At 54.3% G+C, this 13,518-nt stretch carries 11 protein-coding genes; 7 read left to right on the forward strand and 4 right to left on the reverse strand.

Going from position 1 to position 13,518, the window contains the following annotated elements; all coding sequences use genetic code 11:
* The first annotated feature begins 106 nt into the window (after window positions 1-106).
* Window positions 107-1,087, forward strand: coding sequence for an RNase adapter RapZ (gene rapZ / locus Abin_RS00160; protein WP_048844358.1), 981 nt, complete (start codon window positions 107-109; stop codon window positions 1,085-1,087).
* A gap of 216 nt (window positions 1,088-1,303) precedes the next feature.
* On the forward strand, window positions 1,304-2,608 hold the full coding sequence (locus tag Abin_RS00165; protein WP_048844359.1) for a mechanosensitive ion channel family protein: 1,305 nt from the start codon (window positions 1,304-1,306) through the stop codon (window positions 2,606-2,608).
* 65 nt (window positions 2,609-2,673) lie between these two features.
* On the opposite strand, the gene Abin_RS00170 is transcribed toward Abin_RS00165, so the two are convergent.
* A complete protein-coding gene (locus tag Abin_RS00170) occupies window positions 2,674-3,699 on the reverse strand; it encodes a sulfate ABC transporter substrate-binding protein (protein ID WP_048844360.1) in 1,026 nt (341 codons plus the stop codon).
* Between the two features lie 352 nt (window positions 3,700-4,051).
* On the opposite strand from Abin_RS00170, the gene Abin_RS00175 reads away from it, so the two are divergent.
* Complete coding sequence (locus Abin_RS00175; RefSeq protein ID WP_255319323.1) at window positions 4,052-5,794, forward strand: alginate export family protein; 1,743 nt, start codon at window positions 4,052-4,054, stop codon at window positions 5,792-5,794.
* Window positions 5,795-5,821: 27 nt separating this feature from the next.
* On the opposite strand, the gene Abin_RS00180 is transcribed toward Abin_RS00175, so the two are convergent.
* Window positions 5,822-6,427: a YqgE/AlgH family protein gene (locus Abin_RS00180; RefSeq protein ID WP_048844361.1), complete on the reverse strand. Its 606-nt coding sequence runs from the start codon at window positions 6,425-6,427 to the stop codon at window positions 5,822-5,824.
* Between the two features lie 208 nt (window positions 6,428-6,635).
* Here Abin_RS00180 and Abin_RS00185 point away from each other — a divergent pair, with 208 nt between their 5' ends.
* Both Abin_RS00185 and Abin_RS00190 read left to right on the forward strand, forming a co-directional pair.
* Window positions 6,636-7,532, forward strand: a complete 897-nt coding sequence (locus Abin_RS00185) for a PPK2 family polyphosphate kinase (protein WP_048844362.1) — start codon at window positions 6,636-6,638, stop codon at window positions 7,530-7,532.
* 100 nt (window positions 7,533-7,632) lie between these two features.
* Window positions 7,633-8,124: a DUF3465 domain-containing protein gene (locus Abin_RS00190; protein WP_048844363.1), complete on the forward strand. Its 492-nt coding sequence runs from the start codon at window positions 7,633-7,635 to the stop codon at window positions 8,122-8,124.
* A gap of 127 nt (window positions 8,125-8,251) precedes the next feature.
* Here the strand turns inward: Abin_RS00190 and clpA are convergent, their stop codons facing one another.
* Both clpA and clpS read right to left on the reverse strand, forming a co-directional pair.
* Window positions 8,252-10,609 (reverse strand): ATP-dependent Clp protease ATP-binding subunit ClpA, encoded by a 2,358-nt coding sequence (clpA, locus tag Abin_RS00195; RefSeq protein WP_048844364.1) that lies wholly within the window; start codon window positions 10,607-10,609, stop codon window positions 8,252-8,254.
* 151 nt (window positions 10,610-10,760) lie between these two features.
* Window positions 10,761-11,138: an ATP-dependent Clp protease adapter ClpS gene (clpS, locus tag Abin_RS00200; RefSeq protein WP_048844365.1), complete on the reverse strand. Its 378-nt coding sequence runs from the start codon at window positions 11,136-11,138 to the stop codon at window positions 10,761-10,763.
* A gap of 360 nt (window positions 11,139-11,498) precedes the next feature.
* On the opposite strand from clpS, the gene Abin_RS00205 reads away from it, so the two are divergent.
* Both Abin_RS00205 and map read left to right on the forward strand, forming a co-directional pair.
* Window positions 11,499-12,593, forward strand: a complete 1,095-nt coding sequence (locus tag Abin_RS00205; protein ID WP_244894951.1) for a D-alanyl-D-alanine carboxypeptidase family protein — start codon at window positions 11,499-11,501, stop codon at window positions 12,591-12,593.
* Window positions 12,594-12,715: 122 nt separating this feature from the next.
* Window positions 12,716-13,516 carry a type I methionyl aminopeptidase gene (gene map / locus Abin_RS00210; RefSeq protein WP_048844367.1) on the forward strand — a complete coding sequence of 267 codons (801 nt, stop codon included), beginning with the start codon at window positions 12,716-12,718 and terminating at the stop codon, window positions 13,514-13,516.
* Window positions 13,517-13,518: the final 2 nt, after the last annotated feature.

The following is a 13,518-nucleotide window of genomic DNA, read 5'->3' on the forward strand; positions in this document are numbered from 1 at the left end:
TCGTCAGGCAGTGCCCGCCCCCGTGTGACGAGAGGAACTTTCCCTTTTTACGTTCTCTGTCGGGCAGCATGGTTTTTTGCCCGGCATCAGATAAGGAACTGATCTCATGTGCGCGGATGATACGCTGGTTCCACGCCGTATCCTGCTGGTTTCCGGGCTTTCTGGGGCTGGAAAGTCCTCTATCCTGCGCATTCTGGAAGATCTGGACCACGAAGTTATTGATAACCCTCCCTTAGGAATGCTGGACGATATTGTGGCCCGTGCGGAACGTCCGGTAGCGATTGGGGTCGATTCCCGCACTCGGGGGTTTGATGCCTCGGCCGTGCTTGAAGCCCTTGCCCGTCTGCGGGTTAACCCCAATCTGCGGGTTGAACTGATTTACGCCACAGCAGAGGAAAGCGTACTGCTGCGCCGTTATACGGCCACCCGCCGCCGCCATCCGTTGGCGCTGCACGGCAGCATCAAGGAAGGGATTGAAGAAGAAACAGCCCTGACAGCGCCATTACGAGCAGCGGCTGATCTGGTGATTGATACGTCAGACATGCCACCACCAGAACTTCGGCAGTTTGTCGAAAGCCGCTTTAGCCCATGGCAGGGTGGCTCAGCCGAAGGGCTGACAGTCGCGTTGATGTCGTTTGCTTTCCCCGCTGGTTTACCGCGCGAGGCTGATATTGTTTTTGACGCGCGTTTTCTTAAAAACCCGCATTACGTGCCAGAACTAGCCCCCAAGACAGGGCTTGATGCCGATGTAGCTGACTACGTCGCCAAAGATGCTGACTATCTTCCGTTCCTGAACCAGATTCACGCCATGCTTCAACTGGTTTTGCCCCGCTTTGTGCAGGAAGGGAAAAAATACGCCACCATTGCTATTGGATGTTCAGGCGGCAGGCATCGCTCCGTCACGCTGGTTGAAGCCCTGGCCCAGCGTCTGGCAGCACCAGATGGCATGGGCAATTACCAAGGGTCAGGTCAATGGCCTATCATGATCATGCATCGTGAACTGGCCCGTCAGGGGCTGGGGGCATGGCGGTGGGCCCGTAAACCGGCGGATGCTTTGGCCACTGATAGCCCAACCCCGGTCAGTTAAGCCGGGTTTCTTTCTTCGCGCCAATCCGTTACAATTCTGCTTCTTCCCGCTGAAGACTGCCGCGCCCTCGCCTGCAGGGCTGCTTTGCATCGAACCATTTCGGTGCGTCTGCGTCTTCATTCCATCTCTTGGCCTAAAACAGGCTGCCATCGCGCGGGCATGTTTTGCTCATGCATGCCATTCAACCCTTTTTCATGAGGTGTTTACGCTTCTCGTATGTCCATTTCAGCGGCCACCCTCACGCATGATCCTATGGCGCGGACCATTCAGCATGAACTGACTCCCGTTGTCTCATCTTTCAGAAGCTGGTTGAGCTGGCTTCCTTCTTCAGTTGTGTCTCTTCTGGTTCTGGGGCTGATCGGGCTGGTGGCAGCACTTATCAGTCGTCTTGCAACAGATCGTATTCTGATGCGGATTCCGGGTGCCAAGCGCGGGGCCTTTGTCCGGTCTTTTACGCGCACTCTGCGTGGCCCAGTTCGGCTTACCGTTGTCATTCTGGCCATGAGTCTAGCGCTTCCCGCCTGCGGGCTGCATGGAGATTTGCTGGATACAGTCGCCCACCTGCTGTTAATGAGTTTTGTGGGTGTTATGGGCTATGGCAGCTTTCTGACTGTCCGGGTTATTTCCGATGCTTACCTGACGCGTTTTTCAGAAACCGATCAGGATGATGATATTCTTGCCCGCAAACATGCCACACAGGTGCGCCTGCTGCGGCGTGTGGCAGAAATCATGATCTGTGTTCTGACTGCTGGTGCCGAACTGATGACGTTTGAACCCGTGCGAGAATACGGGCTTAGCCTGTTTGCATCGGCTGGTGCGGCGTCGCTTATTGTCGGGTTGGCGGCACGGCCTATTCTGGTCAATCTGTTTGCTGGTGTGCAGATTGCCATGACCCAGCCAATCCGCATGGGCGACCTGATTGCCTTTCAAGGTGATTGGACATGGGTTGAGGAAATTACCTCCACCTACGTTGTTTTGCGGTCATGGGACTGGCGGCGGCGCATTGTGCCTATCGCCTATTTTCTGGATACGCCGTTTGAAAACTGGACCTATAATTCGGCCGAATTGATTGGTGCCGTCTATCTGTACGTTGATTACAGGGCACCAATGGAGAAATTACGCAGCAAGCTGGAAGAAATTGTGCGGTCCTGCCCACAATGGACAGGAAAAGACTTCAGCGCCCAGGTGGCAGACTGCACTGACCACATCATGATTATTCGCGTAACCGCCAGCGCCCGCACAGCCATACGGAGTTGGGACTTACGGTGCGAAATTCGGGAAAAAATCATCCGGTGGATGTGTGAGGAATGCCCCGAAGCCCTTCCCCGCACCCGTTTTGCCATGACACCGACAGAACAAAGTGCCGCACAACCACCGCTGGGTATGACAGACCCACCGTTCAAACCCGGTCAACCTGCCCCAGAGCACCCCCTGACTGATCCATTCAGCCCGCAAGCGGCACCTGCAATGCCGCAACCAGCTACGGCCATGCCACATCAAAAGGCCTTTCGACCTTTGTAAGCTGGTTTTTCCACAGGCCTGAAAAACCGATGCAGCCTCTCTGCTGGCCGCATCGGTCTTTCGCGTTAACCTTGGGAAATCTGGTCAAATACGCCGTTATCACCAAAGTGCTTTTTCTGCACCACGCTCCAGCCACCCAGACTTGCCACATCAAATGTTTCAACTTTGGGGAAGCGGCTGGCGCTTTCTGCGGCAACCGTGGGGTCAACCGGTCGGAAGTAATGCTCTGCGCCAATACGCTGCGCTTCGGGCGTAAACAGAAACTCCACATACGCCTGCGCCGCAGCCTGTGTCCCATGCTGGGCTACGTTTTTATCCACCACGGCCACCGGCGGTTCAGCCAGAATGGTCAGTTTGGGCACAACAATATCGAACTGATCTGGCCCGATGTCCCGTGCGGCAAGCAATGCCTCATCTTCCCATGCCAGCAGCACATCGCCCAAACCCCGTTGCACAAAGCTGTTTGTCGCGCCACGGGCCCCGGTATCTAGCACCGGCACATGCTTAAATAGCGCTTTCAGATACTCCCGCGCTGAAGCTTCTGATCCACCCGGCTGATGAATCGCCCAGCCCCAAGCGGCAAGGTAGTTCCAACGTGCCCCGCCCGATGTTTTAGGGTTAGGCGTAATAACCTTTACATCATCACGGATCAGGTCGGCCCAATCCTGAATATGTTTGGGGTTTCCTTTTCTGACCAGAAACACAATGGTGCTGGTAAAAGGCGTAGAATTATGCGGAAGCCGCTTCTGCCAGTCCGTTGCCAGCAGGCCATGTTGCGCCAGCACGTCAATATCATACGCCAGCCCCAGCGTAACAATATCAGCAGGCGAACCTTCCAACACTGAGCGAGCCTGCGCGCCGGAACCACCATTTGACGTGCGCACAAACACGCTGCTGCCGCTATGTGATTTGGCATACGATGCCGCAAACACCTTGTTAATATCTGCGTATAGCTCCCGCGTCGGGTCGTACGAGACGTTCAGCAGACGGAGCGTTTCGGCCTGCGCATGACGGAATGACACCCCCGCTAACGCACCACCAGCCAGAACACTAGCCCCAAGAAAATTACGACGTGATATTAATCCTGACACTCGTTCTGCCCTTCCCCACTCAGTCAGGGCTAGACCCGACTGTGCATTATCCCATCACTCTGTAATCCACGTTATCATTTGTATATTATTCGTCAAGAAAAAACATATGTGATCGTGTTTTCTTGAATCCAAGGAAAATCCTTGTTTTCCCTTTTGTCACAGAAGGGTTTTCCTAGATAGGTAGCCCCTTAGCGCTTCGATTGGCCCTTATTAACGCGTCATATCTTTCTATATTTCACGATATTAAACTGTTTTTTATTATTGCGATTTTAATCGTGATATGTTTATCGTTAAAAACACGATTTGAATTGCGTGAAAATTGTTTGCACGCCTGTCTTTGCGGAACATTTCTATGGTTGGCTTTCAGTCTCTGGCTTTCTCACGCTCTCTTTTTCTGGCTTCCTCTGCGTTGTGCCTGATGTCTGTGGAAGCCAAAGCGGCTGAAAATGCCACGCAAGCAAGCGTTATACGCACCGCAACACCCCAAACTGTCCCGAATGTGCCGACAAAAGCGACCTCTGCGCCCGCCGCTCTTGCTCGGTCAGGTGAACAGATTACGGTTCATACAGCACCGCTTCCCAATATTGTGCTGTACCCACACGCGACCCCGGTTGGTCAGCCCGTGCGGACAACCGGTGCACAGGGCCGATCATCCGGGCGACAGTATGACTGGGGCGTGTTTAACCGTGGCAATGGTGAAGCCGCAGGGTTTGGGCCTGTAGGCCAATACGGCATTGCCCCTTGGGCGGAAGATTGGAGCCGCCTGCGCGATAAAAGCAAACGCTCGGACCCTTTTGATGTTTTGAAATATATTGCTCTGAACAAAAGTGGCTCCATCTGGCTCAGCTTTTCAGGTGAGACCCGGCTGCGCAACTGGTTTGAAAGCCGTCCCAATCTGGGCACCCAGAAAAACAATGACTCCGGACGTTTTGGGGTGAGAAACCTGTATGGGGCAGACCTGCATCTGGGGTCACACGTCAGGCTGTTCGGGCAGCTTATCAACGCGGATGCCGGGGGGTGGAACGGCTACGGATATGGCAGCACCTACAGAAAGCGTCTGGATGTACAACAGGCTTTTATTGAAACCCGCTGGAACATGCTGGGTGCAAAAAGTGGTTTCATGTTCGGCCGTCAGCAGTTTTTAGATGCACCATCCTACATGCTGTATAATCGTGAAACGCCCAACGTCCCGCTGTCATGGAACGGGTTTCGCGGTTACATGGTCTGGCCGCGTATCCGTATTGATGGGTGGGATTTTGTGCAGACAAATGACAGCTACACAAAAATGTTTCATGATACGGAAAATTACAATACCCGACTATATGGTTTCAATATGACATGGTCCCCACCCGATGGGCACTTCATGAATGACAGAACCTATTCGTTTCTTGACGTCTTCTATGTTGGGTACAAGCTGTCTGGATCATCCGGGGCCATTGCGACAGCCAAAGGCAGCCAGAACGGGTCAAACACACGCAATAATTTTGGTGTGCGGTGGCATGGTCTTGCCGGACCGTTTGAATTTTCGCTTGGAGGGATCTGGCAGGGTGGGGTTTTTCGTTACGCCAAAACCAATCAGTCACGCGATGTCAGCAGCTATGCCATCAACACACTGGTGGGGTATCGTATTCCAAAAAACCGCTTTCATACTTTCCTTGGTTTACAGACCGACGTGTATTCCGGCGGCAATAAAAATAAGAAAGATGGTACGATTGGCACCTACATTTCCCCCTTTAACCCACAGACCAACTACCTGGACACCACAACCTATATGACGGGGTCAAACCTGATCAGCTTTGCCCCGTTAGTCCGAGCCACTTTTTTGAAATCCTTAAGCTTGCAGGTCAAATATCCGCTTTTCTGGCGTTACAGCACGCAAGATCCGGTTTATCGCTCTTCCGGGTATTATACGTTTGCGCATAATTTTGACGGCAAGTTCATCGGCATGGCCCCGCAGGCGTCTCTGGCATGGCAGATCACGCCGCATTTTTCATGGACGCAATATGTCTCCCGTTTCATGACATCTCACGCCCTGAACCGCGCCGGTGGGTCAAGCGGCACGTATTATCAGTCAAACTTCGTCTTTCGCTTCTAACGTACTCTTTAATCCGGGTGCGCCAGATCAGGCGTGCCCGGTCTGCCCTGTTAGTCTGACGGGGTCCAGATCAATGCTGGCAAGCGCCTGCCGCCACTTGGCGGCATAATCTGCCCCGAACACAATCTCGCGCGATGCCGGGGCCAGCAGCCACGCATCATGCCGAAAAATTTCTTCTTCCAATTGACCAGCGCCCCAACTGGCATGCCCCATGGCCAACAGGGCATCCCGCGGGCCGCGACCCGCCATGCTTTCTTTCAAAACATCCAGACTGGCAGACAGCGCAATATCATCGCAAACCACCAGACTTCCTTCCGTCTTCCAGTCTGTCGAATGCAGGACGAAGCCACGTGTTTCCTCTACCGGGCCACCGGCGCAGATCCCTACGCGGCTGTGGGGGGGAAGCTGACCTATTTCTAATTGGTCCAGCACTTCGTCCAAGGCGACCTTGGGCAGTCTGTGGTTGACCACAAATCCCATTGCGCCGCCATCATGCGCATGGGCACATAGATAAATGACACTTCGGGCAAAAGGAGTGTCTGCCAATGCGGGAGAAGCCACCAGCAGAAGGCCCGTTAAGGACTGTCCCGGCTGCGTTGACTGCCTGAGAAGAGAGATATGCTTCAAAGCCATGACTCTGGATATGAGATCGGGTTCATGTTTTGGCAACCTTTCCACCGCCAAATCTCACACCTAAGACCTTTTCCATTGTCTGTTTGGGGGCGCGGAAAACAGGGGGCAGCACGAGCAGACCGTTCTGCCTACACCAGCTATACAGGATCAGATTTTTACAAATTGTCTTTTCAGACCTAGCATCCCTTCAGACAAAAAAGAGGATAGCATGGACAAGCTCACCAAGTTTCTGCACGCGCTGGACAGCTACCACATTACAGACGGTGATAAATTTGAGCTGAAACAGCATGACCCCGATGATGACGGTGATCTGGGGCTGACCAAGGTGGACGGAGCGCGTCTCCTGAAACAGGTAAAAACACTTCTGCAGGATTTGCAGGAACTGCTTTATGCCAACCAGACCCATTCGCTTCTGATTATTTTTCAGGGCATGGATGCCGCAGGCAAAGACGGTACCATCAAGCATGTCATGTCTGGGGTTAACCCGCAGGGGGTTGCCGTTAGTTCTTTCAAACAGCCGGGGCCGACCGAACTTCTGCATGGGTTTTTATGGCGTATCCATGCTGCCGCCCCGCAGGCAGGGCGTATCGTTATTTTCAACCGTAGCCAGTATGAAGATGTGCTGGTAACGCGCGTTCACCCCGACCTGCTCGAACGGGAGCACCTGCCCGGCGATGTGCCGTCACCCGAGTTCTGGAAAGGCCGTTACAGTGATATCCGGCATCTGGAACATTATCTGTCCCGGCAGGGTACGGTGGTGCTCAAGTTTTTCCTGAATATTTCCCGCGAAGAACAGCGGGAACGTCTGCTATCCCGCCTTGAAGTGCCCGATAAACGCTGGAAATTCTCCCCCGCTGATCTGCGGGAGCGTGAATATTGGGATAGTTACCAGACTGCCTATCAAGATGCGATTTCTGAAACCGCGCGCCCTTACGCACCGTGGATTATCGTTCCCGCCAACCATAAATGGTATGCGCGGCTGGTCGTGATCGGGGCTATTATCCGCGCACTGAAAGCCCTGAACCAGAAAGCGCCTCAACCTGAACCTGAAGTCGCCAAATTTCTAGATGATTACCGCACCCGCCTGCAAAGCGAACATGACTGACCGGTCCAATTAATCGGGGCAAGCCTGAAATTGTTGACAGACACGGTAGCGGTCGCCATTGCGAAACCGCACCGCGTCTTATTCAAAAAGGTTCTCGCCCATGACAGCATCCGCTTTTTTCAGGTCTCTTCTGGCTGCTGGCATCCTCTCGGCCGGGGCAACCACGGTGGCACCCTCGGCCCGTGCTGCCGAGACAGACCTGACTGCCACCGTGCCAGCAAGCTGCAATAATCAGGATTTTCTGGCCAAACAGTGGGCGTTCGAAAACGGAAAGCCCAAAGCGGATGTGCCTGTGCATATTTGCGGAACGGTGATTGCCCTTTCCCCAAAAGCCCGACGCACACGCAGCGGCTGGCATGGTTATTTTTACGTGGCCGTCACGCCGCGTATTTCCATCCGTATTGTCTCCGGGCTGGATGAAATGAATGCGCCTGCATGGCCGTGGGTCAACAAGGGTGATCAGGTTGAAGTTGTGGGCCGCTATTACTTCGATTCCATTCGCAGGCAGGGAATCGACTGGACGCATCATGGCACAGGGTGGTCATGGCGTGTGCCGGGCTATGTTGTCGTAAACGGCAAACGGTACGAGTAAGAAGCAGCAGGAGGAACAAGGCCGTAACGCCTAGTCCTCTGTCTTTCATAAATGCAAAACGGCCAGTCAGATCCTCTCTGACTGGCCGTTTTTCGTAATAAGCCTTTAACGATAAGAATGTGCTGGATTATCCAGCCGCTTCTTCCTCACGCTCACCTTGTTCGTCTTCATCAGATGCGGGGTTAGCCAATGCTTTGCTTTCCACAACATCAAATGTCAGGGCACCATTTTTCAGGCCGATCTTCACCGCGCCACCTTTGGTCAATTTGCCAAACAGCAATTCTTCCGCCAGCGGCTTCTTCAGCGATTCCTGAATCACACGCCCCAGCGGACGTGCGCCATACAGCCTGTCGTACCCGCGCTCTGCCAGCCATTCCTTCGCAGCTGAAGACAGCTCAAGCGTGACATTGCGGTCTGCAAGCTGGGCTTCAAGCTGAAGCACAAACTTCTCAACCACACGCCCAACCGTTTCCGGTGTCAGGTTGGCAAACGGAATAATGGCATCCAGACGGTTACGGAATTCCGGGGTAAACAGGCGTTTGATTGCCTCCTCATCCTCGCCGTCACGCGCTATACGGCCAAACCCGATTGCTTCCTTGCTCAGGTCGGCTGCCCCGGCATTGGTGGTCATGATCAGAATGACATTTCTGAAATCAACCGTCTTGCCGTTGTGGTCGGTCAGACGCCCATGATCCATAACCTGCAACAGCACGTTATAGAGGTCTGGGTGAGCCTTCTCGATTTCATCCAGCAGCAGGACAGCATGCGGGTGCTGATCAATGGCATCAGTCAACAGTCCGCCCTGATCAAACCCGACATAACCGGGAGGTGCGCCCAACAGCCGGGAAATGGAGTGACGCTCCATATATTCCGACATATCGAACCGGATCAGCTCAATCCCCAATGTGGATGCCAACTGACGGGCCACTTCGGTTTTCCCAACCCCGGTAGGGCCGGAGAACAGATAGTTGCCAATCGGCTTTTCAGGGTCACGCAAACCGGCGCGAGACAGCTTGATGGCGGCAGACAGGGTTTCGATTGCCTTATCCTGCCCAAACACCATGCCTTTCAGGTCACGTTCCAGCGCCCGCAGCACTTCTTTATCATCGGCAGAAATGCTTTTGGGTGGGATACGCGCAATCCGGGCAATGATATCTTCCACATCCTTCAGGTTGACGGTTTTACGCCGTTTCCCTTCAGGCAGCAGCATGCGCGATGCACCCACTTCATCAATCACGTCAATCGCCTTGTCTGGCAGTTTACGGTCATGAATATATTTGGCCGAAAGTTCCACAGCCCCACGAATGGCTTCTTCCGTGTAGCGAACCTTGTGGTGCTTTTCGTAGCTACTTTTCAGGCCACGCAGAATCTTCACTGCGTCGTCCACGGTTGGTTCCGGCACATCAATCTTCTGGAACCGGCGCACAAGAGCACGGTCCTTTTCAAAATGCTGGCGGAATTCCTTGTAGGTTGTGGACCCGATGCAGCGCAACGTGCCCGCCGCCAGCGCAGGCTTCAACAGGTTAGAGGCATCCATCGCCCCGCCTGAAGTGGCACCTGCGCCAATAACAGTGTGGATTTCATCAATAAACAGGATGCCGTGCGGGTCCTGATCAAGCTCCGTCACCACAGCTTTCAGGCGTTCTTCAAAGTCACCCCGATAGCGGGTACCCGCCAGAAGCGCGCCCATATCCAGTGAATAGATGGTCGCCTTCAGCAGAACTTCCGGCACATTGCCTTCTACAATGCGGCGGGCTAGCCCTTCGGCAATGGCTGTTTTCCCAACGCCGGGATCACCCACGTAAAGCGGGTTGTTCTTGGTGCGACGGCACAGAATCTGGATCGTGCGTTCAACTTCAACGTCACGGCCAATCAGCGGGTCAATTTTGCCCGCTTCAGCCTTGGTGTTCAGATTGACGCAATAGGTTGACAAGGCGTCCTGATTTTTCTGGGGACGGGCTTCGCCGCGCTCTCCATCTTCATTCTTATCCGACCCAGAGCCTGAATTGTTAGACCCCGTGCCTGTAACAGGACGGCGCGTTGAGCGGTCGGGTGCCTTGGCAATGCCGTGTGACAGGAAGTTGACGGCATCAAGACGCGTCATGTCCTGCAATTGCAGAAAATACACGGCATGGCTTTCGCGTTCGGCAAACAGGGCCACCAGAACGTTCGCCCCGTTTACTTCTTCCCGCCCTGTTGACTGAACATGGATAGCCGCACGCTGAATCACGCGCTGAAACGCGGCGGTCGGTTTGGGTTCTGTTGGCCGGTCAGACGCCAGACCAGCCAGATCTTTATCAAGAAAACCTGTCAGATCGGTCCGCAGGCGGTCAAGATCAACACCGCATGCCCGGAACACCGTAACGGCGTCCGCATCATCGACCAGGGCAAGCAGCAGATGCTCAAGCGTTGCATATTCATGATGCCGCTCACCGGCCAGAATAAGAGCCTTATGCAGCGTCTGCTCAAGATTGCGTGACAACATGACGAGACGCTCCTTTCCCCAGTTTTCCAGAACGCGACGCGTTCGCCATCACGTCTGGTGCACTTGAGTCATATTTGGCTGCTTTGAGAGGAATTGCGAGTCACAACCGCATAAAAATTACGATACGGAGAAATTTTTACGTTTTCTCCGCTTAATCCTTTTCAATGGTGCATTGTAAGGGGTGCTGGTTCTGGCGTGCCAGATCCATGACCTGCGTCACTTTTGTTTCAGCGACTTCATAAGTAAAGACGCCACAAACGCCCACTCCACGCTTGTGCACGTTCAGCATGATGGACGTTGCTTCATCCCGATTCTTGCTGAAAAACCGCTCAAGCACATGCACCACAAATTCCATGGGCGTGTAGTCGTCATTCAGCATCAGCACTTTATACATGGCGGGTTTACGGGTCTTGGGCTTGGCCCGCACCACAACGCCGGTATCAACTCCGTCGTCACCCGAATCCGTACCGCCATCACGCCGAGACGGCCCGTTGCCCGTATGCAGAATGGAAAAATCACGGGATGCCATCAGGCCAGAACTCCGCTTACGCATTTCAAGAGGGAAAGACATGCCCCATCATATTGGATTTCAGGCACGGTATGGAAGGGGGATGCACTTTTGAAATACGCTGATTTCAACACGCTACCGGAAAGATTGCCACATTTATGCCATATAACAGGCTAACACCTGACTTAAAGAATACCGCGCCAAGGTCAGGATTCTCCAGTTTTTTTATCGACGCGGTCTTGCAATCTGAATTACCAGACTGAATTATCCTGTAAATAAAGCAGGTGGGGGCGCGCAGTGGCAAAAAAGCACGGAACGGAACACGGTTCAGACAGTCTGGCACAGGTTGTAAGCCCTGCCCGGCGCAAACGGGGCACTGCCATGCGTAAATGGGTAGGCCTGCTGGCTGGCGTGGCGCTGACCAGTTTTGCAACCCAGCGTTCTGCCCATGCCCAGTATGCCGGACAGATCAGTTCCATTGTTATGGACGCCAAAACCGGTGCCGTTCTGTCCCAGACTGACCCAGACCTGCGCCGCTACCCTGCCAGCCTGACAAAACTGATGACGCTTTATATGGCGTTTTCAGCCCTGCGTGCCGGCACCATTTCGCTTGATCAGGCTGTTCCCGTTTCTATCCATGCTGCCACTATGGAACCCTCCAAACTTGGATTAGTTCCCGGCACGCATCTGACTGTTGAGCAGGCCATGCTTGCTCTGGTCACCAAATCAGCCAATGACGCAGCCTGTGCGCTGGGTGAATTTCTGGGTGGCGGCAGTGAACCACAGTTTGCTGCCATGATGACGCAGCAGGCCCGTGCGCTGGGCATGAACAACACCACGTTCCGTAACGCATCTGGCCTGCCTGACCCTGATCAGTTGACCACGGCACGCGATCTGGCCCTGCTTGCCCGGCACATTGTAACGGACTTCCCTGAAGATTATCACTACTTCTCGGTGGCGGCCTTCCGCTTTCATGGCCGCATGATCCCTAACCATAATCCTATGCTGAAAGCCTATGTGGGCGCAGATGGTATGAAAACGGGCTACACGCAGGAAGCAGGCCGTAACCTTGTTACCTCTGCCATCCGCAATGACGTGCGGCTTGTGGGTGTTGTGATGGGTGCGTCCTCCAACCCGCAGCGTACTCTGGTTATGGCAGATCAGCTTGACCGGGGGTTTGATGCTGAAGGCGTTGCTCCGGTTGCGCGTCCGCTGGTGCTGGCCCGCAACACGGTGGCCCCACACCACCACACGGGTGGCCGCGTGATCATGCTTGCCGCCGCGTCGGCCCATCATGGTCGGGCTCCGCTTGAAGTGGCAGAAGCCCCTGCGCCCCGTCACGGTCATCATGGTCGGGCCACGCCTGTTGTTGGTGGGCATCATGTACGGCTGATTGGTGCAAAAGTGCGGCCCGCTACGGCAACCACCACCATCAAACACGGTCACAAAGCCCATACGTCACGTAATCATACCTGATTTCGGGTCTGTTTTTCTGGTCTGCGCCCGTTTGAGGGCCGGAAGCGGGTTGCCTTTACAGCGCCCGCGCTCCATTTTGCATATCTCATAGTTAAGACCTGCAAAAATTACGGAGCATAAGTATGGCTGGCAGAAGCGGTATCGTTCTGCACACTGAACAGGATTTTGAAGGCCTTCGTGCTGCGGGCCGTCTGGCTGCCGCCACGCTCGACATGATTACTCCCTTCGTCAAACCGGGAGTTGCCACGGAAGAGCTAGACCGTATCATCCATGAATACACGCTTGACCATGGGGCTATTCCCGCACCGTTGAATTATCGCGGCTACCCCAAGGCAAGCTGTATCTCTATCAACCATGTCGTGTGCCACGGTATTCCCAGTGAAAAACGCCTTCAGGAAGGGGATATCGTCAATATTGACGTGACCTCGATTGTGGATGGCTGGTACGGCGACAACAGCCGTATGTACACCGTGGGCCGCGTACCCGTTAAAGCGGCCAAGCTGATCAAAACCACCTATGACTGCCTGATGCGCGGCATAGAGGTTGTGCGTCCCGGCGCAACACTGGGCGACATCGGCCACGCCATTCAGACACTGGCAGAAAAAAATCGCTATTCCATCGTGCAGGATTTCTGCGGCCACGGTATTGGCCGCACCTTCCACGCCGAACCGAACGTGCTGCATTATGGCCGCCCCGGTGAAGGCATGAAGCTGAAAGCCGGTATGGTCTTTACCATTGAACCCATGCTGAACATTGGCAAGCCAGATGTAAAAATTCTGGATGATGGCTGGACCGCGGTAACCCGTGACCGGTCGCTTTCTGCCCAGTTCGAGCACATGCTGGGTGTGACCGAAACCGGTTTTGAAATTTTCACCCTGTCCCCTGCTGGTTACACCTGCCCGCCCTACCCTGTTGAAGGCTGACC

Origin of the sequence: Acetobacter indonesiensis (genome assembly GCF_000963945.1) — a bacterium.
Classification (GTDB): domain Bacteria; phylum Pseudomonadota; class Alphaproteobacteria; order Acetobacterales; family Acetobacteraceae; genus Acetobacter; species Acetobacter indonesiensis.

Coding starts and splice junctions, on each gene's coding strand:
- rapZ (WP_048844358.1), top strand. CDS start 107: ATGTGCGCGGATGATACGCTGGTTCCACGCCGTATCCTGCTGGTTTCC.
- clpA (WP_048844364.1), bottom strand. CDS start 10,609: ATGTTGTCACGCAATCTTGAGCAGACGCTGCATAAGGCTCTTATTCTG.
- Abin_RS00185 (WP_048844362.1), top strand. CDS start 6,636: ATGGACAAGCTCACCAAGTTTCTGCACGCGCTGGACAGCTACCACATT.
- Abin_RS00190 (WP_048844363.1), top strand. CDS start 7,633: ATGACAGCATCCGCTTTTTTCAGGTCTCTTCTGGCTGCTGGCATCCTC.
- Abin_RS00205 (WP_244894951.1), top strand. CDS start 11,499: ATGCGTAAATGGGTAGGCCTGCTGGCTGGCGTGGCGCTGACCAGTTTT.
- clpS (WP_048844365.1), bottom strand. CDS start 11,138: ATGGCATCCCGTGATTTTTCCATTCTGCATACGGGCAACGGGCCGTCT.
- Abin_RS00165 (WP_048844359.1), top strand. CDS start 1,304: ATGTCCATTTCAGCGGCCACCCTCACGCATGATCCTATGGCGCGGACC.
- Abin_RS00180 (WP_048844361.1), bottom strand. CDS start 6,427: ATGGCTTTGAAGCATATCTCTCTTCTCAGGCAGTCAACGCAGCCGGGA.
- Abin_RS00175 (WP_255319323.1), top strand. CDS start 4,052: ATGGTTGGCTTTCAGTCTCTGGCTTTCTCACGCTCTCTTTTTCTGGCT.
- map (WP_048844367.1), top strand. CDS start 12,716: ATGGCTGGCAGAAGCGGTATCGTTCTGCACACTGAACAGGATTTTGAA.